The following is a 26704-nucleotide window of genomic DNA, read 5'->3' on the forward strand; positions in this document are numbered from 1 at the left end:
CTATGACAAAGCAAGATGAACCGGAACTTAAGCCGACCTGCGTCACTGTACAGCACGTTTGGGTTGCGCTACTGTCTGCTGCATGAGTGATGACCCCAATGTAATTCAGCTGAAAGACATCAAAGCCCGAGCCGCCGGCGTCAGCCCCGAGCTTGCGGATGTCATTCGCCAAATCAACGAACGCTTTCGTATTAACATCGAACTCACCGACCCACGCCTGTCACGCTTTAAAAAACTGTTCCCCGCGTTAAGTGAAGCCGCAGCGCAGGATCATGCGGTTGAAATCAGCCCTGCTCGTGAACACGTAAAACGCGCATTCCGACAAGGCGTTGATGCCGGACGCGCACAGATGATGATGGATGTTATTGTCTGCGTTCTGGAACAGGACGGGTTACTGCAGCGCAAATGATTTTGCGATTGGCGCCTCAAGTTTGACATCTCACGCTGGCCATTATCGGCCGAAACACGGTGATTCCGCTGATTCACAATCAGTCTGGGTTACCGATTTAAAGACGGTCACAGTCAATAAAGGATGCATCACTTGCCGAGGTAAGGCGTGACCATCGACATAACCAACACCAGGATACAGCTCAAGCCAGCGCCACCGTAGTAGGCCCGGCCGATTGTTCTCCTGAACAGAAAAAAAATGGTAGCAACCACACTTGATATCACCAACGTCGATATCGATTCAAGAAAGACATTACCGATGCCTTTTTGCGACCCGCGATACATCCAATACAGCCAGAGTACACACCAGGGGGTTAGCCAGCTTATTGCACTGATTCGCTTGAATTTCAGGCTGGTCGAGGTCGCCATCGGAAGCAATACTGGTAACAACAACAAGGTCAAACCCCAGAGCCAACTCAAGGCATAGAGCACATCACCATGATCAGCGAACACGAGCACTGGTGCACTCAACCAATGAACCAGTTCCATTTCTACTCCTTAGCGCGTTAACGTGTTTCAACGACTATTGTCGATTAAGGTTCAGGAGGCCAACGCGATTACTCGGAGGCCTCCCCGGTGTTGAACCAAACGCCGGACTGACTGAACATCTGGCTTGCTGTGTTGACTCAGGTGCTAGCCTTTAGCATCAAAGGATCTGGACGAACCCTCCGTTGACATCTGCTTCGACAACTCACGAATGTCTTTCTGAATCGCGGTCATCCGATCCAGATTTTTCAGATCGATATTGATCTTGCCATCCATGATTTTTGCCAGTGGCACCAGGCTGTTCTCAAAGGTATCGGCCAGCGTACTCAACAACTTGTCGATACCGGGAACGGGCTGATTGACCACCTGAACCGGTGGCGCTTCGAACCGAAGATTGCCGAGCGCCTGTTCTAACGAGGCCAATGAGGACTGTAACGTACTTGCCGTTTGATTCTGACCAGCTTGCTGCAATAACCCTCCGACCTGCTGAATGGCGCCAACCATATCCATCAGTTGCGATACGACTTTCTGACCGGTGTCGGCATCGTCTCCGCCCAACGCTTTGGCACGCCGAAAGTCCGCCAGGATTTCCTGCCAGCGCTGCTCGGCGCGTTCGTCTGCGGTGCCTCGTAACTGAGCCAGCTTCATCAGGTTTTCTTCAGTGCCCTGCGTCAGCAACTGCGCCTCACCCTGATAGTGATCGTCCACCAGCCGGACCAGTTCACTGTCGGTCATGACCGAACTGATTTTTTCCGCCATCTTGTTCATGTTGCGATAGCTGCCCTGCAACTTGAAGGGTGGCTCCGTTCGGTATTTGTCGGCCGTTGCCGCAGAGGCGATGTACGCCTGATTGACCTTCAGCACAATCGACTGGATCGTCTTCATGTGTTTCAGTACCGCCAGGATTTCCTGCAGCTCAGCCGCGTTATAGGTGTGAGACAGCTCATTGCTGTTCACCTGTCCGCGTTGAGCCATGTCGACCAATTTGTACAGATCGGCCATCTCCCGTGTCGCCAAGGGCGCCAAGACCGAGTTAGACGTCAGGGAGTTTTCCAGATAGCTGAGCGCGAAGACGTCATCTTTACCCGAGAGCACATCGCCGAGGTTATAGATGTCTGCCCGGTTCGCCAGCATGTCCGGAATCTGGAACAGCTCGCCACTTTCCGTGTACGGGTTACCCGCCATGACCACGCTGAATTTTTTGCCGCGCATGTCGTAGGTTTTGCTTTGCCCTTGCCAAACGCCTTCAATGCGACGCGTACCGTCACACAGGGAAATGAACTTCTGCAAAAACTCCGGATGCGTGTGCTGAATATCATCAAGATACAGCATGACATTGCTGCCCATTTCCAACGCCAGGTTCAGCTTTTCCAGCTCCTGACGGGCCGCGCTGTGGGTCGCAGCCCCTGGATCAATCGACGTGATGTCATGGCCGATGGCCGGACAATTGATCTTCATGAACACCAGTCCAAGCCGGTTCGCCACGTACTCCATCAAGGTGGTTTTACCGTAGCCCGGAGGCGAGATCATCAGCAGCAAACCCATCAGGTCGGTACGTTTGCTGTCACCCACGGTACCCATCTGTTTCGCAAGGTTGTCACCAATCAACGGCAGGTAGACGTCGCTGATCAACTTGTTACGAACAAAAGATGACAACGGCTTGGCCTTGAACTGATCGAGCCGGAACTCTGAACGGTACTGTTCCACCAATCGGTTTCGAACGCTCTGCAAGCGCTGCCAGTCGGGCAAGACCCGGGTATGGTGGTCCTGAAGGCGCGCCAGAAAATCATCCAACACCAGATCCAGCCCACCGTCGTTTAACCGCTTGTGCTGTCCGTATAGGGGTTCAACACGCATCAGCAGATCCGCCTCCAGATCCCTCAGACTCACCCGAGGTTCACACAGCAGTAAAGCCCCCGCTTCCATCACAAAGGGCCTCAGAGCAGCGGGGTCTTCCTGTTGGTTCACATAGGCAGACAGCCAGCGCTCGACATGCGCCCATCGTTGACCGATGGACATGTCAGTCTGTTCCAGAATCTGGTTAAACGACTCGAGCGCATTAGCCTGATCAAGGTGCGACTGAAACGCCGTCAATAACTCGCGGGCGTATTTACTGATGGCAAACGCCAACGGCTCGCGCGACAGTTCGGTCAACAAATAGTCCGCGGCTACTGCCGCTTGTGCCGGCGTCAACGGGAGCTGCTCGGCATCAGCAAACGCCGTCAGCCTTTCCGTAACAGTTGTCTGCAATGCCTTCCAGGCGGCATGACTGTTCAACAGGGAACGTTGCGATGCCGCACTGCGGGCTTCCAGCGCCCAGTGGGCTTTCTCTGCCTGATGCACCGACCAGAACAAAACCGCCATGGCCCGAACCCGTCCTTCGAAACGGAAAACATCGGCCGCCTGATAGGTTGGTATCAACTGACACAGAATGGCCGCTGCATCGTGATCGTGAATGCCTTTTTCATAGCCTTCGCGGTATCGGGTTGCGGCATAGGGGCGAACCAACGCCAACATGTCTTCAACATCGGTCGACGCCAGTGCCAAAGCATCCAGAGACAAAGCCTCGCGATCGTAACGTGCATCTTCCAACATCTGATACGCCAGATACTCGGCCCGATACACCTCGTCGGTTTCCGACGGCAGCGCCTGCTCCCAATAGGGCTTCAGGCTGTCCAGCTCGTCATCGTTCACCGGTTCGTAATAGTCGGTACCGGTCAAATGCAAGGTTTGCACACCATCGCGAACCAATAGCGTCAGATCCAGAGTCTGGGTGTTCACACTGAACTTGTGTTTGCCCAGTCGAATCACCTGACCGTCGCCTTCGTACAGGTCGGCCTGATCTCGCAACACCCGGATCGCCTGATCTTTCAGTCCTTTCAGGCGGGCATCCAGATCGTCGGCCCGAACTACGTCGTCAAGCTCGCGCAACTCGGAAGACAGCCCACGGATTTTCTGCACCAACGCATCTGAGGCAAAGAAGGTGTTCAGCTGATCAACATCGCGGAAACTGTTGCAGCGACGTTGAATGCTGCTGAGTATGCGCTCAGCCGCCGAGAACAGGTTTTGCGCCCGACGTTGCAGCGCGGACTGCAGTGATTGCTTATGGCTTTCAAACGCTTCGTAAATTTCTTCCCGTTTACTGATGATGTCAGTCAGGAACTGATCGTAGTCGCTGAACTGGCTTTCCAGCTCTTCGAGCTGAACCAGCAGACGCGCGAGCTGTTCATCGCATTTTTCCGGCGTGTTCGCCATGCCCAGCGCGTTGTTCACGCTCTGGCCCAGCAACTTAAACCGAGCACCAAACTGCGCGACCGCTTCACTGGACCCCATGCTGTTCTTCTGCTGTTCCAGCTTCGCTTTTTGCTGATTCAACTGACCGTATACACCGGAAATCGATTCAACGATCTGCGTTTGTACCGTCGGATCCGTCACTTCTAAGGTCGCCACCAGTTCCGACAACAGATCCAGACTGTTCGATTGCGTTTCAAGTGTTTCCAGTAAGGGCGCCAGTTCTGCCACGGTCGTGCAGTCTTTGGCGTGTGACTGTACTTGAGTAATGTCATCCCGGTACGGCTCGAACGCATTATCCTGCGACAGGAACGCGAGCGTTCGTTGGTTCAAATCACGTTCGAGCTCTGCTAACTCTCCGTCCAATGCATCGAGCCGCTCGGTTTGCATGTAGCGGTAGTCACGCAACGTCAGCAAATGACCGCGTTGCTCACGAATGGACTGCAACCCGTCAACAAAGGGTTGCGGGCTGTTCCAGGTATCCGGTTTTAAATCAAACTTCAGTTTTTCAAGTGCACGCTCTGCATCCTTCAGCGCCTGCTCGGACTGCTGCCGGATCGCGGTAACTTTCTCAAACTCATCCAACACCTGCTCGGAGGTTTCACCGATCTGTCGGATGATTGGGGTCAGTGCTGCCAGCTCATCAGATTCCAGCCAGAAGTAGCTGTCGAAAAGCCCGGCACAGTGTTTTGAGAGTTGATTAAAGTGCTCCGCACTGACATCGGTTGTACGCACGGCTCGCACCACGCTGTACAGATCGGAGACGCCTCGAACGAGCTCCGCGTTGCCAATCCGACCAAAGAAGGTTGACGGTGCCGGTTGCTGACTGACGTATTCATCCGACTGATAAGGCGTTTTCCAGATCTGTAGCGGATGCACCCGCGTCGGTTCCGCCTCGGCGTAAAACAGCGCCAGCCGACCGTCATCAAACAACCCGTAACCATGACCGAACAACGGGTTCTGCATGGTTTTGCTGATCAGGTTATAGCCGAACAGACCGACCTTCCCGGCTTCGGGTTCGTAAAACACATACAGAACGTCTTCACCATTCGGCGAGCGCACCACCCGCTTAAAGCGCATGCCTACCGTATCGTCATCGAAAGACTTCAGATCGCCGGTACTGAGGTAATACCCGCCGGGAAACACGATGCCGTGATCTTCAGGTAACTGCACACAGGACTGACCGATGAGATCAATTCGCACCACACGCTCGAGTGTTTTATTGAATACCAGATAACGGGTGGTCTCTTCCCGATACGGCAATATTCGCAGAAGAATCAGTTGGCCAAGATCCGCATAGGCCAGCTGGCAATCATCCAGTGTCTGGCTTTCCACCTCAACCGGTTCACTGTAAATACCCAGTCCGCTGTCGGTGTTGTTCTCAACCTTGATAGTCAAATCACCGCGCTGGCAGTCGACAAACAGTGTATCGAGTACGCTGTAATGCGGATGCCGGCCTTCGACGATGTCGTCGCGACCGCACTCGGTCCATTCAAAGTCAAACCGCGGCGGCAAGGCAATGTCCCGCTCGCCCCGATTGTCGATGTACTCGGTAACATTACCCTGCGCATCCAGAGACCAGCGAAACACGCGCTGATCACTTAACCGGTCACCAATCTGAAACGCCGCCAACAGTTTATTGTCTTTCACCGTCAGCTGAATCAGGTGCGTCTGTTTGTAATAGGCGTAGAGTTCTTCAAACTCGGTCACGAAGCGCTGATCACTCAGGAAGGTACCGCTGAGGGCAACCTCTTCCACCTCAAACTGGCCGTCCCGTTCAACGGGTCGGAACAGTGCAAACACATCGTTGACGCGTGTGGTTTTACGCAGCCCGATGTTGACGTTGTAACCCAGCAGAATCCACTCACCGACGCGAACCAGGTCGCGTGCAATGCTGTTGTTTTCCGTGCGCAGCCGAACGCGACCGGCCACTTCCATGTCAGTACTGCCGAACTCAGCCTGACGGGCATCATTGAGTTGTTGTGTCTGTTGCTCAAGCGCCCGGCCCTGTTCCATCAACCGGTTGTGCAGGACCTCGTAGGCTCCGCCTTGCGCGACGGCCTGATCGATGTCGTGAGAATCGCTCATCTGTTTTCCTTGCAGAACGACAGCGACCTGCCTGACGACAGGCGCTGTTTGAATCCGTGAAACCCAGCTCGGTTCAAATGATAAGCCGGGTGTCTGTCAGCCGGGACTTAGTTAACCTTGTCGGCTGGGGCTGGTGTCTTACCGGCCGTCATGAAACGCTGCATGATCTGTTGCAACATCGGACTTTCGGTTAACAGACCATCGATGGCTTTGCCCATGCCCATGCCGGAGGCCATCTTGTTGAAGTAGTCGCCATCGCCACCGATGATATCGATGTTGGAGTTCTCGAAGGCCGAGGCCATGATGCTGGCCTGATCTTTGGAGATCTCTTTGTTGGCGTCCAGTTTCGCCTGAACTTCTGTCAGTGCGGCTTCAAGGCGCATCTTGAACTCTTCAAACTCACGCGCTTCGGTGCTCATGTTGTTCATGGCATTGAACTTCGCCGTCAGACCATCGGCCTCGGCATTGGCACGCTCACGGATAACCGCTGAATCGGCCAGACCTTTTTCACGGCTCGCTTCGGCTTCCGCCAGGCCTTTCTGACGGCTGGCTTCTGCTTCCGCCAGACCCTGCTCACGCAGCCCGTTGGCTTCGGCATTGAGGCGCTCTTCCAGTACTTTGGCCTGCATGAGCCCTTCTTTCTCGCGGGCAATGGCCTGGGCTTCGATGACACGCGCTTCGGCCTGACCTTCTTTCTCCAGCGCCTCGGCTTTCGCCGCCTGCACCTTGGCGGCCGCCAAACCAGAGGCCGCGTGCGTAGCCTGGTCGCCCTCGGCTTTCTTCTTTGCTGCTTCGGCTTGCTTGCTGGACGCTTCCAGTTCGGCCTGAGCCATCAGCTGAATTTCTTTGGCTTTGTGAACCGCCTGCTGTTCTTCGGCTTCGGCCGCTTTCACCTGCTTGATCTTTTCTTCTTCGGAGGTCGCTTCCGCTTCCATGATGCGAACCTGTTTCAGACGATCCGCCTCAGAAATTTCCCGCACCTCTTTAATGCGTTCTTCTTCTTCGGCGACCTTCTTCTCAACAGCGATGCGTTCAGACACGGTGTTGGCAATGATCTTACGCTCTTCTTCCAGGGCCTTTTCTTTGTCGATCCGTTGCAGTTCAACTTCACGTTCGCGGTTCACCGCTTCCAGTTCGCGCGCCTTAACGACCTTCTCTTCTTCGATCGCCAGGGCTCGTTCCTTGGCTTTATTGGCAATCTCAACCTGACGGTTTTTGTTGACATCCTGTACTGCAATTTCTTCTTCGGTACGGATGCGGGCTTCTTCCGACTTCAGTCGTTCTTCCTGCTGAACCTTCAGTGTTTCGGCTTCTTCCCGGGCTTTCAGCGTTTCCACTTCGCGCTTCTGACGGGCCACCGCATCGGCTTCCTGGCGTTCCAGTGCCAATAGGGCTTCACGCGTTTCAACATTCTTCTTGTTGATCGCCAGCGCCTGATCTTTTTCCAGACGGTTCGTCTCAATGCTTTGTGTGGCCGTCACTTCCGTGATGCGACGGATACCCTCCGAATCGAGAATGTTGAACGGGTCGAGTTCTGACTTTGGTGTCTGTTCCAGGTAATCGATGGCAACGTCTTCGAGGACATAGCCGTTCAGATCCTGCCCGATCACTTCGATGATCTGTTCACGGAACTGAATCCGGTTTTCGAACAGTTCCAGGAAGTTCATTTTTTTACCGACGGTCTTCAATGCTTCAGAGAACTTGGCATTGAACAGCTCGTTAACGGCTTCGCGATCAGACGCTCGATCTACGCCGATGGCCTTCGCCACCTTGAGCACGTCGTCCTGGGTTTCATTGACGCGCAAATAGAAAGCCACGTTGATATCGGCCCGCAGATTATCTTTACAGATCAACCCGTCCTTGGCCCGCCGATCCAGCTCCAGGGTGATCAGCGAGATCTTCATGACTTCCATTTTGTGAACAACCGGCAACACAAACCCACCGGTGAAAAACACCTTCGGTTTGGCGGACATGTCGTTCACGATCATCGCATAACCCTGCGGGATCTTTTTATAGAACGCATTAAACAGCAGGGCTAAAAACAGCAGTACGCCGAAGATAACACCGCCCCAGATTAAGATGGGCATGATCAGTTCCATTTCTGTGTGCTCCTTTGCTTAGAAATGCTCAGTACGAGTCGTCGTGGTTTAGTGTGTTTGTGCGAGCTGAAAACAGCCCTGCTCGGGAATGAATCGCACGATGGTGACCTCATCACCGGATTTATAACCGAGGTGCGCCGGTGCCCGAACCTGAATGATCAGACTGGCGCCTTCGTAGTTAAAATGGGCCTCGCCGAAGGTTTCATCGACGCGGCTTGAACGGATGGTGCAGTTTTTTCCAATGGCATAGCGACCAAGAACCTGTCGTTGTGCTTTGCCGAAGAGTTTGCGTAAGGGACGGATGGTGATCGCGGTGCAGGGAATGGCCACCACAAACGCCCCTAGCGAAATGACGGTACCAATCAGCCAACTCATCAGCCCCGCCTCGGACGGCATCACCAGGTAAGCGGCAAAGTAACTGGCTAACCAGGCGTAAAGCGCCAGCAACGTCAGGATCACCGGAACCGGGACGCCTGTCAGACCAAAGGTTGAGAGCCAGCCGGCAACACCGGGCAGCTCCGCATCGGCATCGACATCGAGGTCGACATCCACGCCCGGTATGTCAAAGTCGGCCATGCCAAGCATGGCGATGACCAGGAACAGCAGGCAGATGAGTAAAGCCGTGGTCCAGATCGCCGTCGGGAACGACAGGCTGATGTGTAAAAAAGTGTCCATGTTACTCCTCAGCAGACGAGGTTTGACTCCATTGCAGCAACTCCTGCGCTGCGCGTTCTTTAATCGCTAAGTGATCCGCCGGATCAATGCCATAGCGTTCTGCCAGCAAAGCCATTTCATCGGCGGACAGGCTGATGGTCAGACGCGGCCGAACCGGTTTTTTCACCGGTAACCCGAGAATACTGCGAATCTGATCCGACGGTGTGCGATCGGCTTTAATCGCTGATGTCTTGATCCGGCGCTGTGCGTCGGTCGAGATATCAAAGGCGATCTGCACCGCTTTTATCGCGCGTCGTTCGTCCGGCCAGTAGTCCTCGGGTTGCTTTGCCATGGCGGCCTCAGGCGTTATTCAGATAAGACTGCAGTTCGGTAATCTTACGGCCCAGTTCGGCGTCGATTTCTTCCGGGCGGACCCGATCCAGAATGTTGCCGAGAACGCGTCGTTCGTTGTCATCAATCTCACCATCACGCAGGGCAATGTTGATCAGTTCGTCAAACTCAGCGGCGTCCAGTTTACCGTCGTCGGTAAACGCCTGAATGGAGCGAAACGACAGTTCCAGATAATCACGGTTTTCCATGGTTGGTTTCCTTTTTCAGTTGGGCCAGTATGGCGTCCGGACTGTCGTCATCCCAGACGATGCCGGCTTGTTGGTATTGCAGTTTGGTGTCCTGTGACTGCTGCAGGTCGGTCTCGGCCTGCCATTGATCCTGAGCGCGCTGCTGCCGTGCGCGTATGCGCTCGACTGAGGCGCGTGCATTGGTCAGTGATTCGGTCCCCTCGGCCAGATGATCACGCAAAGCGAGAGTGGTCTGATGCATGGTTTGGCTGGTCGTCAGCATGTCTCGTTCCCGGAGCAGTTCGCCGAGATCGCTCTGCGCGCGATTCAACTGATAACGGGCACGGGCGGTCTGCGCGGAAACTTCACTCAACTCTGTTTGCAGCGATTGCATTTGGTGACGACATTCTGATATCTGCTGCGCATGTACCGCCGCCTGAGTTTCCTGACCGGCCTGCAGAGCCGAACGGGCCTGTGTTTGCAAGTGCTGCTGTTCACGTTCCAACTTGTCGAGTCGTTGTACCAGGCTCTGTTCGGTCGACTCCATGGTTCGAAACGCGGTTTCCGCCTGCGACAGAATCGATTGAGATCGGGCAATGGAAGCTTCCAGTCGGTGATCCTGTTGCTGATCGACCGTCTCGGGGACATCTCCAACCGCGCTCGATATTTCGACAACGCTGCGTTTTAACAGTGAGATCAGTTTACTGAGCATGGGTCCGTCCTCCTCAGCGCAGATAGGGTTCAAAAGCCAGTAATGCCTGTTGAGCATTTTCAGCCAGCGTTACCAGTTCGGTTGCAATCAGATGGGTATCGGAATCCAAGGCCAGGGCTCCGAAAGCGACGTAATAGTTTTCAACCAGCGCAAACGCACTTAATGGCATCGGCACGTTCAGTTCAAGCAGCAGAGCGTTCAGTTGGGTTTCGCGGTCATCACGAATCTCAGCGCGATGTGCCAGGTAGGCAATGCATAAAATCTGGGTATCGGTATGGGTGACAAAGATCGGAGGGTCATTCAAATGCTCCACTTCCACCCGCAGGACCGAATGATCGCCCTGAATCGGCATGCAATGGAAACGATGTCCCTCAAACTGACTGCTGTCGAGGAATGCGTTGAGCTGTTGCAATCGGGTCATGCCGCCTCCCTGGCTGAGCATCAGATATTGACATAATATGTCGGTCATCCTGACCGAGCGGGACATATTATGTCAAACAGTTACGAACGAAAGTGACTTTTGTCACAGCTTTTGAGTGTGTGGTTTCCATTTGGCGCAACCACCAGAAAGCCGTTAAGATCTGCCCTCCATGCTTCCAAGGATCGGGCCGTGTCCACTTCCGCCATTGCTGATGTCATCCGCTACTACCGGGATTGCTTCCAGGCGTCGTTTTTCTCTTCCGCCGGGTACGGCTTATTTGATCAGAAAGATCTGGTGCCTTTGGCCATTGCGCACCTGGATGACGGCATTCCCTGGTCGGAGCAATGGCAGCAGCAATATGTGATCGATGCCGATCAGGTCCATCTGATGCGCATCGACGGCATCACCTTGATTCCGGAACCCAACAGCGCAGCCACGACCGATGCCCACTATCGCCCGTCCCGCGTCGCGCAGATGAACGCCTGGGCCGATAACCCCCAGGCCGAGCCGGACTGGGACGAGGAGTGGCAACAACAGTTACAGGCCGATACCGAACCGGCCCCTCAATTAACGGTGGCCTCACTGCCGAGCCTGTCGAACCTGGCCGACTGGTTGCAAGAGCAGGCCGAGCAATCCACGGAACGCCGGCAACTGGCCGTCAGTGTGTTGTTTTTGATGCCCAAAAACTTTCGTGCGACCGCGCACAAAGCCGATTTCGTTGCCTATCTCGACCGGCTGACCCACCAGCATCACAACCCCGACAGTCTGCTGTGGCAAAGTCTGCTGCGACAGTCTGTTATGCCGGTTACGACCACACCGACGCCCGAACTGCCCTTTTTATCTCAGCGCCAGAACCAGGCGTTGCACAGCGCCCGTACGCGTCGGTTTTCGCTGATCCAGGGTCCGCCCGGGACCGGCAAAAGCCGGCTACTCGCCACGTTGGCGGCGCAACTGGCCAGTGACAACAAAGCCGTCTTGCTGACCAGCCACAGCGACCATGCCCTGACCGTACTGCGGGAAAAACTGGTGCAGGATATCGGTCTTGATGAGCGCTGGCTGGTTCATATCGGACCGGGACGTCGGACCCGAAAGCTGGCCGAACACCTGTCGCGGCTACTGACCCGAAGTGACGAACCTGCGGCGCCCACTCGCGCGATGCCCGGCGCGTGGGCGGACTTCCATCGCAGCGAGACACGCCTGCGCCGGCAACTGGCTCGTGAACCCCAACTGACAGAGAACTGGCTAACCGGCGAGCTGACCGGTTCGCAATCATTGAAACGCCGATGGTGGTCACTGTGGCACCGCGACCATCATCACCTCAACCGCACCATCGATACCCTGCATGCCTCGGTCGATCAACTCGCCCGAGCGTTCGGTGCCGATCTTAACCGACAACTGCACCAGGCTTTTCAGTTTTCGCGGACTAAGAACAGTGACGCCTGGTCCACCTTGGCACAGCGCCTGAAACGCGGCAGTCTTCGCGAAAGCGTTGGCCATCTGAATCAGCGCCGGGACGATGTGTTTACACCCACCGATGGGCTGAAAATCTGGTTAATCAAACTGGATGATCTGCCCGAACAGGCTTTTGGCCTGTTCGACACCGTCATCATCGACGAAGCGACGCAGGTCAATATGGCGGAAGCCATTCCGGCACTGGCGCTGAGCCGTCATGCCGTGGTGGCCGGCGACCCCCGACAACTTCGACATTACAGCTTTTTGAGCCGCGAACAGGAGGCCCGCATTGCCGGCAGCCTGAATCTGAACCCGGACGATGTCGTCAGCTTCCGCGACACCAGCCTGCTCGACTACAGCGAACAGTACCTGACAGGTATTTCAGCCTTTGATGCCTGCCACCAGCTCGACGAACACTATCGTTCCGTGCCGCCATTGATGGATTTCAACAGCCGACAGTTTTATCAGGGCGATGTCCAGGTGCTGACCGGGCTGAATCAGGTCAACAGTCTCAAGCTGCACCTGAACTGGGTGATGACCGAAGGACAACGGGTTAACAAAATCAATCAGGCTGAGGCTTCCGTGCTTATCGAGCATCTGACGCAGCTGATCAACCGCGAACGGAACCAACCGGTTAGCAAAAAAACGACTCTCGGGGTGCTTTCATTTTTCCGCGATCAGACGGAGCACCTGAAACAACAGATTCTGCAAACCTGTTCACTCAGTGACATTCGCGCGCATCAGGTTAAGGTGGGTACGCCCTTTTCGTTTCAGGGTGAAGAGCGCGACCACATGCTGATTTCCTGTGCTATCGACGATCACAGCCACCCCGGCACCTGGGGGTATCTGAATCAACCGGATGTATTCAATGTGGCGACATCCCGTGCCAGACGCCAACAGACGCTGTTTCTGTCGGCCAGTCCAGCCGAACTGCCGGTTAACTCGGTGCTACGCAGCTATTACGATTTCAGCCGCACACCACCAACCTCGGCAACCGCACCGGAACAGAGCCTGCCCTGGTTACGACACCTGTTACCCGCACTTCAGGACGCGGGCTTCCGTACCCTGGCACAGCAATACATCGCCGACATCCCCATCGATTTGATTCTGGAAGCCGATGGCCGGACGCTGGCTGTCGACCTGATCGGTTTTCCTTCCGAGGTCGGTCAGGCGATTCATCTGGACCGTTACCTGGCCCTGTTCCGCGCGGGTATTCCCTTGTTTCCGTTCAGTGCCCGGGAATGGGTCTTAAACCCCAATGGTTTGATCGAAGACCTGCTTCGCTGGGCCGGACAATACGATCATCGACTATCGATGGAGTCCCCCAAGGAAACAACACCCGGCTCTGACTTCATTCCTGCCAAACTCTGGCAAGGGCTTTCTCGATGCCAGCAAAGTCCGGACGTGCAACAGGAGTTCACCGATGCTGAGTTGCAACTCACTGACCAGATTCACCGGCTTGAAACCCTGTTGAGCAGCCTCTTTCAACCCGGCTCAGTGACGTATCTACGATATCAATCGGCTATTACCTCAGTGGCAGGTCAGACACTGGAAAACCTGGAAACCTACCGGTTGCTGTTCAGTCAGGTCTGGGAACAGGGCAGTCAGGATCATGCTTACTGGAATGGCTTGGTAGCCCCCATTAAACAACGGCATTTGGATTACCTGTCGGCGCTGCAGCGGTTGCAAACCTCGTTGACCGAAACCATCGCTCAGCAGAAGCCCGATACCTTTCAGCTTAACGATCTGGAAGCCTTAACGGAGCGGCTGAAGCATTATCAGTAAGGCATGTTATAACGTTTAAGAATGGTTTCCTGTTCGGGTCGCACACGATCCAGCGCGGCCTGGAAGGCGTTGACGACGTCCTCCGAGACACCAAAACTGAAGGCATAATGCCCACGGGTTTCCCGTGTGGTAGCCAACAGGCGCAAGGCAAACCCCTGTTCATCCGCCAGCTTTACCAAGGTCCGATAGGGCGCTTCTGACAGCGAAAACAGGCGGCTACGTTGCCGGCTTACCAGGGTAAACAGCGTTTCCGGCGAATCCACGAGATCGAGCTTTTCAGGGGGGTAGCCCAGTTCTTCCATGGCGTACTGGCTGATGTCCGATTGAATCGCCACCACCCGTTCGGTGTGATCAACTCGGGGGTTATAGCTTTCGATACCGCTGCCCACGAAAGTGAACAGGAAACTGTAGGAAGAATGCGTGTGGCCCACCCATTGAAACAGCGGCTCACGCGCCGGGGTCCGCGACATGGTGAACAGCATGACCGGGCGCTCGGATTGTGCCAGATGATAGCCTCGCGCCCAGGGCATCACGTCGATGTCGGGAAACTCAACGCCCAGCTCGTCGTAAACCAGCTGAAGAATTTCCACAGACAAACCCGTCAGTTCGCCGTCCTGAAAGTAGTTCAGCGGCGGGTAATCTTCGGTTATGACCTGCAGATTGCGGATCTGGGCCGTTAAATCATTTGCTGTCGCCACACTGAAAAGCAGCAGGCTCCAGACGACCAATTGCCTCAACGGAATACCCTCGGATGGTGTCAGCGATTGAAGTGTAGACCACCCTCACGGGTTTGCTTCAATTACAGCCTCCCGAAGGGCGACTTCTATCGGATTTTTCGATGGTCATTTATGATTTTTTAAAATTCCATCGATGAGTCACTAGCCTATACTGAACTCAGGTTCCAGAGGGGAAGGTCGATGGCAGGCAAACACCACAGATTTCAACAGCGGTTCACAACCGCCGCACAGGCAACCAACACGGCGACCAGCCACCGGGCTCAGTTTCAGCAATGGTGGCAGCTGCTGTCCGATGCAGCTCGGGCGCAGGCCCTGTTAGCACCCTAATACTTGAATGCCCGGTTAAGACCGGGCGCTCGGATCGGCATTAAAGGAACTGGCAGGCTGGAAACGGAACAGTTTCGCCAACACAACATCCGGCAGTTTTTCGATTTGCGTGTTGTAGAGTTCTACCGAGTCGTTGTACCCCTGACGGATCAAAGCAAGCTCGTCCTCGGATCGGGTCATCTGATCACGGAACGTCTTTACCAGTGAGTTGGCTTTCAAATCCGGGTAATCTTCAACGCGCGCGATAAAGGCATCCACCACCTTATTTTCGAAAGCCAGCTGTTTTTCTGCCTGGTCCGGGTTTTCCGAATAACTGGATTGACCATTACGCAGTTTCACCATGGCGGCCATCAGCTTTTTCTCATGTGCCATATACCCCTGCACCGTCGTCAGCAATCTTGGCCACAGGTCATGACGTTTCTGCAACAGAGTGTCGATGTCGGCCCGGGTTTTATCGACTCGGTTCTTCAAGAACACCAACCCGTTGTAATGCAGGATGGCGGTAATCAATAACAGCAGCAACGGCACAATCAACGACACTTTGATCAGGTCCAGAGGCGTTAACAGGCCACTGCCGCTGAGTAACACGGTCCCCGCCATCAGGCTGAAGCCAAGAGCCAACCCGGTGAGCATGAAACCACTGGCGCCCCGGCCTTTCACGACCTCGTCTTCTTCCTGAGTGGTGATCAGGTACTCGAAATCTTCGCTTTTCTGAATGCTGAGCCGGTCGGCATCGGCATCGGCGATGCCGGCAAAGCCAAGACAGTAAACGTTGCGGAAAGGGGGTAACCAATATTCGGTGTAGCGCTTACGGCCCTGCCGATCGACATTTTTTTCAGGGTACACAATGTTGGCACCGGCCGGGTTTACCGCGACCTGACCCATCTCATCTTCAAGCCAGAACTCCGTCTGCGCTTCCCCTTCATCCAATGTCACCCACTTCGCGTTTTTGCCGCTGCCACGCCGCTCTTCAACGCAATAACGATAGGCCACACATTTGGCGCTGTTCAGCTGACTGGTCAGAAAGGGTTTACGGTCATCGACATTGATCATGCCAAACAACTCGGCAATGCCATACGCCAGTCCCGTTGTTTGAGACGTCGGGACAAACTCCACCAGCCGCTTAAAGCGAATCGCTTTCAGCGCCAGCCAGATCAGCACCGCCGTACCCAAGGTTCCGCCGGCCGCCAGCACATAAACCACCCACTGCTGAGAATATTGACTGCCCGAGGTGTCCTGCAATCGGCTTTCGATGCGCTGCTGTTCATTGGTCGACAAGGCGGGTGGTCGAAACGATTCATTTTCAGCCATACGGAACAACAGGCTGTCCGGCCATTGCGAAGCACTGCGTTTAATCAACGCATACATCGCATAGAGGTCTTCAATGGCCGCCGGTTCCCGGCTGGCTAATGCGCCTTCGGATCGTTCCTGATAGAGCGCCGCCGCATCTTGCCAATCTTTCTGCAGGTGAATCAGCCCAATACTCCACAGGGCAGCCAACAGTCCCAGCGTCATCACGACGACAAAAACCCAGTAACGATGAACGCCAAACACCACCAATGCCGCCGCCAGTCCGACTGCCAGTAATCCGGTCGCCGCGGAGATCAGCAGACCCGATACAAAGAGGGTGTTGCCACCTTCGGTCTGCAAGGTTTGATAGGTCACAATGGTTTCCAGTTCCGCCGGCATTCTCGACAACTCAAACGCCTCACGTTGATAGTCATACCAGGCCATCATCTGAATCATATCGCCGGGGCGAATCGAATGTTCGGTATAAATCCGGTCGCCGGATTTGCGCCGATACGTCTGCCGGGCATGCCATTCGATATCCCCAATGGCTCGGCCGGGGTTAATCTGACGTTCGCTCAGGCTGTCCTCTAACAAAAAGGTTGTGGCGCTCTCGCCGGAATCCAGTGTCCGGGTTTTCCGGTTGCCTTCAGAGTCGGTGTATTCTTCTTCCAGTTTGTAATGGAAGTACACCACCCGGTCTTTGGCATAGGGAGTGGTGATCAGGGCGTTCTGTTCAGCCACCCGACCTTCAATGGCGTACACACCTTGCGTGACAGCATCCAGTGAGGACAACGGCAACCGGTCGAGCTGTCGAACATCCGATAACTGGGCAAAACCCCAGCGAAAGCAAAATAATGAGGCAATGATCAGAACCACACTGAGCACTGCAAAGCCGAGTCGTTTCCACATTGTTTTTCGTTCCTTCTGGTCAATCGGCCATGGGAAGGGCATGATCTTGCACGCGGACGGTAACCGTCCAGTGCCAAAAGCCGTAAACCGGTCAGGACCTTTCCTCTGAGTCCTGATTGCCGGGGCCTGATAACACTAATTCAACCCTACCGGTCTGGCGCGGATTCATTACACTACGCCATCACGACCCAGTTCAACCGGCAAAGAAGGAAATCTCATGACCAAACTCAGCGTCAACGTTAATAAAATCGCCTTATTACGAAACTCACGCGGGCACGATGCGCCCAACGTGGTTGAGTTTGCCCGACGTTTTATTGAGCTTGGCGTAACCGGCATCACCATTCATCCACGCCAGGATGAGCGGCACATTACCCGCCAGGATGCCCGCGATCTGGGCGATCTGATTCGCCCGTTGAATGACATCGAACTGAACATTGAAGGCTATCCGTCGGAAACCTTTCTGCAATTGATTGAAGAGGTTCGTCCCGACCAGACGACCTTGGTACCAGACGCACCGGACCAGCTCACCAGTGATCACGGCTTTGACTTTCATACCCAGGCAGAGTTTCTCGACCCGATCCTCACCCGTTTGAAAGCGACCGGAACCCGGGTGTCCGTGTTTCTCGATCCGGATGTTGAACAGGTTAAGCTGGCTGCGCAATCCAAAACCGATCGGATTGAACTGTATACCGAAGAATACGCCAGTCAGTTTCATCGCCCGCAACACACCGAGGTGCATCAGCGCTTTCACGATGCTGCCGTTGAAGCCCAAAAACTGGGACTCGGTGTCAACGCCGGACACGACCTGAACCTTGAAAACCTGCCGGCATTTCTGAACATTCCAGGCATTCTTGAAGTTTCCATTGGGCATGCGCTCATTGTGGAATGCCTGGAATACGGGATGCCGTTTGTCGCGCGTCGCTACCTGGATATTTGCCGACGCAGTGCACTGACCCACTCGGAGCAATAAGATGAACAACGGCGCCGACATTCAGCATCTGGTATTTGACATGGGCGGCGTGCTGATCGATATCGATTGGCACGGCAAAATTTCCGGCCTGCTCGGCCGGGACATTCCCTTCGACCAGATTCATGCATTATGGGGCGCTTCCGAAGCGGTTCACCGGTTTGAAACCGGTCAGTGCGATTTCAACACCTTCACCCACGATTTCATTGAAGAGCAGGGGCTGGACACCACACCCGAAACCTTTGAGCAGGCGTTCCGGGAAATCATCATTGATGCCTTCCCCGGTGTCGTTGAGCTGCTGCAGGAACTCAAACCCCGATTCACGCTCAGCCTGCTGAGCAATACCAACGCGGCCCATTGGCAACAGGTGCAGACCGACTACGATTTTATTCCGTTGTTTGACCACCCCTGGACCAGTCTCGACTTCGGCATCATGAAACCGGATCCGGCCATCTACCAGGCACTGCTGGATAAGCTGCAGACATCGCCCTCATCAGTGCTGTTTTTTGACGATGGTGCTGCCAATGTGCAGGCCGCCAGAGACGTCGGTTTACACGCAGAACGGGTCTTCAATCCGGATGACATCCGTCAGGTGCTCACCGACTACCAGCTGCTCTGATATGCAGAGCCGTTTTGAGGGCACTTAGGATTCAAACGGAAAAATGGGGCCGTGCTCGCGACGCAGGCTTTCCAGCAGTCGTGCCAGCTGCAGGCTGTCCTGCTGTGTGTGCACGGACGCTTCCAGATCGCCCGCGGCAATGTGCGTGTTGACCTGATCGAACTCGGTGCCCCAACCTCGATTCGGCAATGGAACATGCTCTGTTACCACCGGCTTACCCGCTTCACCCCAGTGCAGCGCATTACCGGCAAAAAATGGCGCTTCGAGTTCCACCCAACCTTTTGATCCGGAAATAGTCGCCTTCATCGGCATCATGGCATCGAATCGATACGACAGTGCTGCGCTGCGACCCTCACCAAACTCCAGAATGACATCCGATGACAAATCCACACCCATTTCGCCGTGCGTCACAACGGCGGTTGTTTGCGTGGGCTCACCCATCAGTGCCATCGGTAAAAACAGGGTATACAACCCGATATCGAGTAAGGCACCGCCAGCATGCTCGGGATTTAACAACCGATGGCGGGTATCCGACAGGTCAATCGTAAAGGCAAAGTTCGCACTGACATGGCGAACATCTCCGATGCGGCCTTCGCGGAGCTGGCGAATCAGGCTTTGGTAAGTGGGTGAAAACTTGGTCCATAAGGCTTCTGCACAAAAACAGTTGTTTTGCCGGGCGGCATCAAAAACCGCGCGGGTCTGTGACTCGCTGAGCGCCATGGGTTTTTCGACGAGAACATGTTTGCCAGCCTGGAGCGCTTTGATCGCCTGAGGTGCATGATTCGGGTGAGTACTGGCAATGTACACGGCATCAATGGCGTCGCTGGCCAGCATTTGATCAAGATCGCTGTAAGCCGATTCCAGCTCATGTTCACGGGCAAAGGTCTCGGCCCGCTCCTGATTGTGCGAGTACACCGCGGTGAATCGCCCTTGCGTACTGTTTTGGCAGTCTCGCAGAAAGAGACTGGCCATGTTGCCACTACCAACAACGGCCCATCGAATCATGTTGTCATCCCGTCAGACTAGTGATCGTCCCCCATGGACGATGCCTCTAAAACCTGCATGAGTTCATGAATTTCCATGGGCTCAGGCGGTTGCCGGCTATGGTACACCAAACGACTTGGCGATTGCTGTCTGAGAAACCGGATCTGATCGCACAGGGCTTTAAAGTACTCGAGGTTTTCCGCTTCGCGTCCACCGAAAGCGATGACGACGGCCTCCGGGACAATGTCTTCATCGTTGATCGGATCACTGCGGCCCTGCTCGAGTGCACGTTGCGAAAGAAAATGGGGACTGCACATTGACCAGTGGTCTGGCATGTCCTGGCCACGCAAGCCTTCGGCAATGCGACGATCCAGGTCAACAAACACCATGTCGGCGTCAGGGATCTCACCATAGAGATGATACTTGATGCCGTGTTCGCGCAACTGATGCAGCAAATACACCAGCGCGGGTGGAACCGGCAAATGGCCGAAGATCGGATCAGACATCGTCCTGCCAGTGGGTCAGAAGTTCAGCAGGCAGTTTAGACCAACCTCACAAATCTGTATGCCCAGTAGATCCGACAGGTGACGACGCTATCGAGTTGTGCTTTTTACCTCAAAGCGGTCTTAACCGGGAATCGCATTGGCCAGAAACACACCGGCCCGCTCAACACGGGACTCCATGCTCGGCTTATACAAAACCGACACCTTCACCCAACGGTTATCATCGAGCAAATACCAACGGTGCTGTTGTACACGAGACTCGGCGTCGAAAAAGGCATATCGGGCGGCACGCTCACCGATCACCAGAGGCTCCTGAACCGCACCATTGACGGTACTGCGATCCTGCTCTGCAGCCTCACGAACCAGCGCTTCAAAGGTGCCGTCGAGCGTGTCGCTCTGCACCAGGAATGACATGCGCTTACGCGTCAGACCCCAGGCCTGTGGGTTGCTGTCTGACTGAACCTCAGGCTCGGCTTCCCATTGCACGGTAAAACCGTTCACCGGTTGCTGAACGATGTACTCCGGTTCGGGTGTCGTGCGTACCCGGGTCGGCCATTGCACGTAGAGAAAGCCCAGAACCATCACAATGACGACCCAGCCGGTCGGTTCTTTCAGTAATCGGGGAACGGTAAACGCCATGAACTCACACCAGAAATCGAGGAGGCGAAAGTATACAGGGGAAGTTATTTAAGGGCACCCGGTGAGCCGGCGAACCGGCTCAATCCTGTATTTTTGAAAACTCGCGATCCAGCTCAAACCGCTTGGATGTCACGTAACGCTCCATACGTCCGACGCGATCCACGACTTCGTTCATTCGCTCCTTGGCGGTGTCCAGTCGATCGCTGGCACTGCCCTGATAACGAAACATATTGACTGGTCGATCCTGGTGCAGGTTTTCATCATAACGATAACGCTGATGAATCACCGAGCCTTTCGGCCGAGGTGCCATGGCAAACCAAGCGCCAATGTAGGCCCACACCATCAACATGTTAAAGAAGAAAAAACCGCCAACGGTAATCAGGCGCACGACCCAAGGCTCAACATTAAAGTGATCGGCCAGGCCAGCACAGACACCGGCCACCTTTTTGTCTCGCGTATTGCGATAAAGGTTCATACCAAACCCTTGTCGGCGGCGTTCCCACCAGTCTTCCGGTGAGTAGGGATCCGGTCGGTGCCGGCGCGCACGTCGATCCTGTTTTGAGTAACTCATATCGCCTCCTTACTCCCGAGTCGCATCACGGCGCCAGCGCGGGTTCCGTTCATCGAGTATGGACTCCAGTGCTTCCATCCGATCGGCCAGAGAGTCCAAGGTTCTGAGCAAATCGTCCAGGGTCGCCTGATCACTGTCACTCAGACCCCGACTGGTTTTGCTTTTATGTTTGTAGTGCATGACCAGCCAGATCGGCATGACCACGACCATAAACAAAATGGTCGGCACAAATAGAAATTCGAAAAATTGCATAACTGTCTCCTGTTAAAACAGCTTCGCACCAAGGGTCCGAAGCTGTATGTCCTGTTATCGCCGGCTGCGAGCCATCGTACCGAGGCGATCAGTCGTCCTTCTTAGGAGACAGGTCAGCTTTCAATCGTTCCAGTTCGGCATTGATTGAATCATCCTGTGCCAGTGAATCAATTTCATTTTTCAATGACTGCTTCACATCGCGACCCAGATCTTCCGCTTCCAGCTGACTTTCCATGTTATCCATCCGGCGCTCGTAGTGCTCGAACTTTTCAAAGGCATCGTTGAGCGCGTCCTTGTTCAGTTGCGACCGTGTTTTCATCCGCGTTGATACGGTTTTCTGTCGCATCATCATGGTTTTCTGCTTCGCTTTGGCATCGTTCAGTTTGGTCTGCAGCTGAGCGATTTCTTCAGACAAGTGCGCCAAATGATCGTCGAGAGCATTAAACTCCTGCTCGACCACTTTGATTTCATCCAGCAGACCTTGCTTTTCAGACAAGGCCGCCCGGGCGAGATCTTCACGACCTTTTTCCAGAGCCAGTCGCGCTTTGCCTTCCCAGTCATCGGCTTCGGATTGCAACCGGTCCAGACGACGTTGCGCGTCTTTCTTATCGGCGATGACCCGGGCCGAACTGGAACGGACTTCCACCAAAGTTTCTTCCATTTCCTGAATGATCAGGCGAATCATTTTTTCCGGATCTTCCGCACGATCCAGAATCGCGTTGAGGTTACTGTTAATGATGTCGCTTAAACGTGAAAAAATACCCATTGTCTTTCTCCTGCGATAAATAAAAGTCAGTCGGTTCCGCGTCCGTCTACAGGCGTTTCAGCCAGCGGGACACCGATTCAAGCACCAGGGCACTGAGACCAAAGCCAAGAATGCCTGCCCACACCACGGTCACGGTTGCCAACGCGCTGTTCAGCGTGATCAACCCGAGATAGAGCGGTGCGCGATCGGATACATTGATAAGTTCCATTTTCAAACCTCCTGATGAGTGTTCTTGATATTCCTTTATCAGGATCCGTGCCATTTCTTTAACTCATTGATTTAAAAGGACTTATTAAACAAATGACCTATAGCCCATCGTATTGACTGAGCAAACTGACTATATTGTTTAGCCAATTCAGCGAAACAAGGTCGCGACCGATGTCCCGGAACCAACCGCAGCGCCTCATTGGCGAAAGCAGCGCCCTGTCCGATGTGCTGGATCAGGTCTCGCAGGTCGCCCCGTTAAACCGTCCGGTACTGATCATCGGTGAACGAGGTACCGGTAAAGAGTTGATTGCCGAGCGCCTTCATTTCCTGTCGTCCCGATGGGAGCAACCCTTCCTGAAGGTCAACTGCGGCGCCATCAGTGAATCTTTGCTGGACGCCGATCTGTTCGGCTATGAACCCGGCGCGTTCACCGGCGCTAACCGTGTCCATAAAGGACGTTTCGAGCGCGCGGATGAGGGCACACTGTTTCTGGACGAGTTGGGCAATATGTCCCAGGCCCTGCAGGAAAAACTGCTGCGCATCATCGAGTACGGCGAGTTTGAACGCCTCGGTGGACAGAAAACGCTGCATGCGAACGTCCGCATCGTTGCGGCAACCAATGAAAACCTGCCGAAGCTGGCGCGGGAAGGTCGTTTTCGTGAAGACTTATTGGACCGCTTAGCCTTCGATGTGCTGACCTTGCCACCCCTGCGCTCACGCGATAACGACATCGAACGGTTGGCGGAACACTTTGCGATCGCCATGAGCATTGAGCTGGGCTGGGAAGACTTCCCAGGCTTTACCGACCGAGCATTGGCGCAATTAGCCGCACACCCATTTCACGGTAACGTACGTGAGTTGAAAAACGTCATTGAGCGTAGTGTGTACCGATGGGGCATTCCGGCTGAGCCGATTGACCATCTGGTGATTGATCCGTTTGACTCGCCGTGGGCACCGGCCTCATCGTCCACCGCGGAACAACAAGGCATCCCGATGAGCATTGATCCGGCACTGGGGTTCAGTGAACAGGTGGCCCGCTATGAGGTTCACCTGCTGAAGCAAGCGCTCGACCAAAACGATGAACATCAGGGTAAAGCCGCTGAGGCACTAGGGCTGACCTATCATCAGTTTCGCAGTCAGTTGAAAAAGCATGGGTTGATTGGGGTTAAGTAGCTGCAAGCTGCAAGCTGCAAGTGTTCAGAGTGGTAGAGGTTCACCTCTTATCAATCCGTAATCCATATCCATTTTTTCATTCTGGTCACGGGCTTTACGAGGCCACAATTCAGAAAGATGTCAATGTCCCACTTGCCGCTAACATCTTGCCACTAACCGCTAAAAAAGCATTTCGGTTTTTTCACCGACCAAAGTCCAATTGAGGCATCTGGCAAAAACCCGGTTAATGACAGCAACGCATCCTAACCGGAGACCGCTCATGCCGATGCAACGCATCTTCCCAACCACCATTCTGACGCTGTTATGCCTGTTTGCCGCTGGGTTATGGCTGCAATCGCCTTATCAGTTATGGATTCTCATGGCACTGCTGGGTCTGGTGACCGGAACGGTCTTTCTGACCGGCCAACGTCATGTCATTACCGGTTTCGGACTGGGCATTGCGATTACATTGTTACGCGAAATAGGCATGTATGGGCCGGGCATTATCGAAGTCACCGGTTTGGTATACGCTGCTGGCTATCTGTTTGCCGTGGCGACAACCATCAGCATGCGCACGCTTCGGGTCAAGTTCAGCCGCCGCCAAGCGATCCGGACCGGTTAACCCCGCAGGTTCATCTCACCAAAAAAAACGCCGGTCTTAACCGGCGTTTTTCATGAGCGCTGAACAGAGTATCGAGTTAAACGGCTTCGACGCCGGTTTCACCGGTACGGATACGAATCACCTGTTCCAGTGACGACACAAAAATCTTGCCATCACCGATTTTGCCGGTAGCAGCAGCGCCGGTGACGGCATCAATCACGCCATCCACCTTGTCGTCGTCAATAGCGATTTCCAGTTTAATTTTCGGCAGAAAATCGACAACGTACTCCGCGCCACGATACAGCTCTGTGTGGCCCTTCTGACGTCCAAAACCTTTAACTTCGGTAACCGTAATCCCCTGTACACCCACTTCAGACAGCGCCTCTCGGACGTCATCCAGCTTGAACGGTTTAATAATGGCAGTGACTAGTTTCATCGGGTCTTCCTCGAATGCTTTTGTTTTCTGTGATTAACGCCGGACCGGGTCAATGCCCCGGCCGTTATTCTTTGATGCTTCAGACTTCGGAAGATGACCGTACGACCTTATCGACAATGCCGTATTCAATGGCTTCATCGGTGGTCATCCAGTTGTCTCGCTCGATATCTTTGCGAACACGATCAATGGGCTGGCCGGTCTGCTCTGAAATGATTCGGGCCAACCGCTCGCGCATGCGAATGATCTGCTCGGCCTGAATCGCAATGTCGCTGGCCTGGCCACCCACACCACCGGATGGCTGATGAATCAGGAAACGCGTGTTCGGCAAGCAGTAACGGTCCCCTTTGTCGGCGGCGAGGAAAATGTGCGTCCCCGCGCTGGCAACATAACCGGTACCAACCACTTTCACGCGCGGTGCAATAAATTGAATGATGTCATGAATGGTATCGCCGGCTTCGACGTGACCGCCCTGGCTGTTGATAAACAGAACAATGTCATCATCGGACTCTTCAGCCAACGCCAGCAACTGCGCGGTGACCTTTTTGGCCATTTCCTGATTGATCTCTTCGCAGATCAGAACTTTTCGACCGCTGAACAAACGTTCACTGACCGGGTCCTGGCTTTTCTCGTCTTTCACAGGCGTCTCCTTATCTGAATCCCTGTAACGGATGGGTTATCTGAGTATAGACAGACATGGTCGACTGAATCTATACACATTGAACGAACGTTGAGGCAACTGGTCATTGCAAAAATGGAATGCCATCAACGGATTTAACTAACTCATTGAAAAAACTGATAAATTTTGACCTGCTCAATTACAGCGCAAAAACAGGTAACGCCCACCAGAGCTCACTCTCAGCCATCTGCAAAGATGTTATTCAAAGAGTTATCCACAGTTAATGTGGATGACTCGGTGCAAGGCCGATCGCTCAGGACGCGTCCTCATCGAACGCTTCCAGCGCTTCCTGCGCCTGCATCCAGACCTCTTCCCAATGGCTCAGTTCCTGACTGAGTTCGCCCTGGCTCTTCAGCAAAGTCTGAAGCTGATCTTTGTTCTCGGCTTCATATAAGGTGGTATCACCGAGACGATTTTCAATCTCTGTCAGCTGACTCTGAAGCGCTTCCATCTGTTTTTCGGCCTTGCGAATGTCATCACGCAACGGTTTCAGCTTCTGTCGCTGTTCGGCACGAGCCTGCCGCTGAGCTTTTTTATCCACACTGCCAGCGTCGGCTTCCGGACGCGCCTCTGACCGGGTTGCCGGCGCTTTAAGCAGTTCCTGGAAATAATCCGCCAGATCGCCGCGATAGGACTCCACCCGACCATGACGAACCCACCAGAACTCTTCCGCCGTTGCGTTTAACAGGTAGCGATCGTGCGAAACAAGAATGACCGCGCCCTCGTATTGCTGCAGGGAAAAGTTCAGCGACTCCCGCATTTCCAGATCGAGGTGGTTGGTCGGTTCGTCGAGCAGCAACAGGTTCGGTTTCTGCCAGGCAATCATCGCCAGCGCCACCCGGGCTTTTTCACCACCGGAAAAATGCGCCACCGGCTCTTCACTGCGGTCCCCGGAAAAACCAAACCGACCGATGAAGTTGCGGATTTCCTGATCCCGAACGTTTGGATCCAAACGTCGGATGTGCAGAAACGGACTTGCCTGCGGGTCCAGAGACTCCAGTTGATGCTGAGCAAAGTACCCGACTTTCATGTTCTGACCGCGGTGGATGTGACCC

General features: G+C 54.4%; 27 protein-coding genes. 7 read left to right on the forward strand and 20 right to left on the reverse strand.

Annotation, left to right across the window (positions count from 1 at the left end; translation table 11 throughout):
* Positions 1–82 precede the first annotated feature (82 nt).
* Positions 83–409: a hypothetical protein gene (locus tag MED297_RS19620; RefSeq protein ID WP_008048137.1), complete on the forward strand. Its 327-nt coding sequence runs from the start codon at positions 83–85 to the stop codon at positions 407–409.
* A gap of 128 nt (positions 410–537) precedes the next feature.
* Here the strand turns inward: MED297_RS19620 and MED297_RS19625 are convergent, their stop codons facing one another.
* The 8 genes from MED297_RS19625 to MED297_RS19660 all read right to left on the reverse strand — a co-directional run bounded on the left by MED297_RS19625 (position 538) and on the right by MED297_RS19660 (position 10776).
* Positions 538–936 carry a hypothetical protein gene (locus MED297_RS19625; protein ID WP_008048138.1) on the reverse strand — a complete coding sequence of 133 codons (399 nt, stop codon included), beginning with the start codon at positions 934–936 and terminating at the stop codon, positions 538–540.
* Between the two features lie 144 nt (positions 937–1080).
* Positions 1081–6312 (reverse strand): DNA repair ATPase, encoded by a 5232-nt coding sequence (locus tag MED297_RS19630; protein WP_008048139.1) that lies wholly within the window; start codon positions 6310–6312, stop codon positions 1081–1083.
* 107 nt (positions 6313–6419) lie between these two features.
* A complete protein-coding gene (locus MED297_RS19635) occupies positions 6420–8411 on the reverse strand; it encodes a hypothetical protein (protein ID WP_008048140.1) in 1992 nt (663 codons plus the stop codon).
* 48 nt (positions 8412–8459) lie between these two features.
* Complete coding sequence (locus MED297_RS19640; protein ID WP_008048141.1) at positions 8460–9086, reverse strand: OB-fold-containig protein; 627 nt, start codon at positions 9084–9086, stop codon at positions 8460–8462.
* Position 9087: 1 nt separating this feature from the next.
* The gene (locus tag MED297_RS19645) at positions 9088–9417 is read right to left on the reverse strand and encodes a hypothetical protein (RefSeq protein ID WP_008048142.1); all 330 of its coding nucleotides are present in this window, start codon (positions 9415–9417) and stop codon (positions 9088–9090) included.
* Between the two features lie 7 nt (positions 9418–9424).
* Positions 9425–9664, reverse strand: coding sequence for a hypothetical protein (locus MED297_RS19650; protein WP_008048143.1), 240 nt, complete (start codon positions 9662–9664; stop codon positions 9425–9427).
* Positions 9651–10355: a PspA/IM30 family protein gene (locus MED297_RS19655; RefSeq protein WP_008048144.1), complete on the reverse strand. Its 705-nt coding sequence runs from the start codon at positions 10353–10355 to the stop codon at positions 9651–9653. Before MED297_RS19655 ends, MED297_RS19650 begins: the two co-directional genes overlap by 14 nt.
* A gap of 13 nt (positions 10356–10368) precedes the next feature.
* Positions 10369–10776 (reverse strand): DUF2170 family protein, encoded by a 408-nt coding sequence (locus MED297_RS19660; protein WP_040557762.1) that lies wholly within the window; start codon positions 10774–10776, stop codon positions 10369–10371.
* Positions 10777–10965: 189 nt separating this feature from the next.
* Between MED297_RS19660 and MED297_RS19665 the strand changes: the two genes are divergently transcribed.
* Positions 10966–14013 carry a DEAD/DEAH box helicase gene (locus MED297_RS19665; RefSeq protein WP_008048146.1) on the forward strand — a complete coding sequence of 1016 codons (3048 nt, stop codon included), beginning with the start codon at positions 10966–10968 and terminating at the stop codon, positions 14011–14013.
* Here MED297_RS19665 and MED297_RS21650 read toward each other — a convergent pair.
* Positions 14007–14750, reverse strand: a complete 744-nt coding sequence (locus tag MED297_RS21650; protein WP_161599322.1) for a substrate-binding periplasmic protein — start codon at positions 14748–14750, stop codon at positions 14007–14009. The two genes, MED297_RS19665 and MED297_RS21650, sit on opposite strands and share 7 nt — an antisense overlap.
* A gap of 180 nt (positions 14751–14930) precedes the next feature.
* Between MED297_RS21650 and MED297_RS22205 the strand changes: the two genes are divergently transcribed.
* Complete coding sequence (locus MED297_RS22205; RefSeq protein ID WP_008048149.1) at positions 14931–15077, forward strand: hypothetical protein; 147 nt, start codon at positions 14931–14933, stop codon at positions 15075–15077.
* A 15-nt stretch (positions 15078–15092) separates the two neighbouring features.
* Here the strand turns inward: MED297_RS22205 and MED297_RS19675 are convergent, their stop codons facing one another.
* Positions 15093–17276, reverse strand: coding sequence for a LemA family protein (locus tag MED297_RS19675; RefSeq protein WP_008048150.1), 2184 nt, complete (start codon positions 17274–17276; stop codon positions 15093–15095).
* Between the two features lie 217 nt (positions 17277–17493).
* Here MED297_RS19675 and MED297_RS19680 point away from each other — a divergent pair, with 217 nt between their 5' ends.
* Together MED297_RS19680 and MED297_RS21655 are read left to right on the forward strand one after the other, a co-directional pair.
* Complete coding sequence (locus tag MED297_RS19680) at positions 17494–18246, forward strand: pyridoxine 5'-phosphate synthase (RefSeq protein ID WP_008048152.1); 753 nt, start codon at positions 17494–17496, stop codon at positions 18244–18246.
* A gap of 1 nt (position 18247) precedes the next feature.
* A complete protein-coding gene (locus MED297_RS21655) occupies positions 18248–18862 on the forward strand; it encodes an HAD family hydrolase (RefSeq protein ID WP_008048153.1) in 615 nt (204 codons plus the stop codon).
* Between the two features lie 24 nt (positions 18863–18886).
* On the opposite strand, the gene MED297_RS19690 is transcribed toward MED297_RS21655, so the two are convergent.
* From MED297_RS19690 to MED297_RS22210, 7 genes are all read right to left on the reverse strand, one after another.
* A complete protein-coding gene (locus MED297_RS19690; RefSeq protein ID WP_008048154.1) occupies positions 18887–19867 on the reverse strand; it encodes a Gfo/Idh/MocA family protein in 981 nt (326 codons plus the stop codon).
* A 17-nt stretch (positions 19868–19884) separates the two neighbouring features.
* A complete protein-coding gene (locus MED297_RS19695) occupies positions 19885–20352 on the reverse strand; it encodes a hypothetical protein (RefSeq protein ID WP_008048155.1) in 468 nt (155 codons plus the stop codon).
* 120 nt (positions 20353–20472) lie between these two features.
* A complete protein-coding gene (locus MED297_RS19700; protein WP_008048156.1) occupies positions 20473–20988 on the reverse strand; it encodes a hypothetical protein in 516 nt (171 codons plus the stop codon).
* A 79-nt stretch (positions 20989–21067) separates the two neighbouring features.
* A complete protein-coding gene (locus MED297_RS19705) occupies positions 21068–21559 on the reverse strand; it encodes a PspC domain-containing protein (protein WP_008048157.1) in 492 nt (163 codons plus the stop codon).
* A gap of 9 nt (positions 21560–21568) precedes the next feature.
* On the reverse strand, positions 21569–21811 hold the full coding sequence (pspB, locus tag MED297_RS19710; RefSeq protein ID WP_008048158.1) for an envelope stress response membrane protein PspB: 243 nt from the start codon (positions 21809–21811) through the stop codon (positions 21569–21571).
* Between the two features lie 88 nt (positions 21812–21899).
* Entirely contained in the window at positions 21900–22577 is a 678-nt protein-coding gene (gene pspA, locus MED297_RS19715) for a phage shock protein PspA (protein WP_008048159.1), read from the reverse strand.
* Positions 22578–22623: 46 nt separating this feature from the next.
* A complete protein-coding gene (locus MED297_RS22210; RefSeq protein WP_154651017.1) occupies positions 22624–22785 on the reverse strand; it encodes a hypothetical protein in 162 nt (53 codons plus the stop codon).
* 170 nt (positions 22786–22955) lie between these two features.
* Here MED297_RS22210 and pspF point away from each other — a divergent pair, with 170 nt between their 5' ends.
* Both pspF and MED297_RS19725 read left to right on the forward strand, forming a co-directional pair.
* On the forward strand, positions 22956–23957 hold the full coding sequence (gene pspF, locus MED297_RS19720) for a phage shock protein operon transcriptional activator (RefSeq protein ID WP_008048162.1): 1002 nt from the start codon (positions 22956–22958) through the stop codon (positions 23955–23957).
* A 259-nt stretch (positions 23958–24216) separates the two neighbouring features.
* Positions 24217–24558: a hypothetical protein gene (locus MED297_RS19725; protein ID WP_008048164.1), complete on the forward strand. Its 342-nt coding sequence runs from the start codon at positions 24217–24219 to the stop codon at positions 24556–24558.
* Positions 24559–24634: 76 nt separating this feature from the next.
* Here the strand turns inward: MED297_RS19725 and glnK are convergent, their stop codons facing one another.
* From glnK to MED297_RS19740, 3 genes are all read right to left on the reverse strand, one after another.
* Positions 24635–24973 (reverse strand): P-II family nitrogen regulator, encoded by a 339-nt coding sequence (gene glnK, locus MED297_RS19730; protein WP_008048170.1) that lies wholly within the window; start codon positions 24971–24973, stop codon positions 24635–24637.
* A 79-nt stretch (positions 24974–25052) separates the two neighbouring features.
* Entirely contained in the window at positions 25053–25610 is a 558-nt protein-coding gene (locus tag MED297_RS19735) for an ATP-dependent Clp protease proteolytic subunit (protein WP_008048171.1), read from the reverse strand.
* 292 nt (positions 25611–25902) lie between these two features.
* Positions 25903–26704 (reverse strand): ATP-binding cassette domain-containing protein (locus MED297_RS19740; RefSeq protein WP_008048172.1); only part of this gene is annotated, 802 nt, incomplete at its 5' end.

The sequence above is a fragment of the Reinekea blandensis MED297 genome (assembly GCF_000153185.1).
Lineage (GTDB): Bacteria > Pseudomonadota > Gammaproteobacteria > Pseudomonadales > Natronospirillaceae > Reinekea > Reinekea blandensis.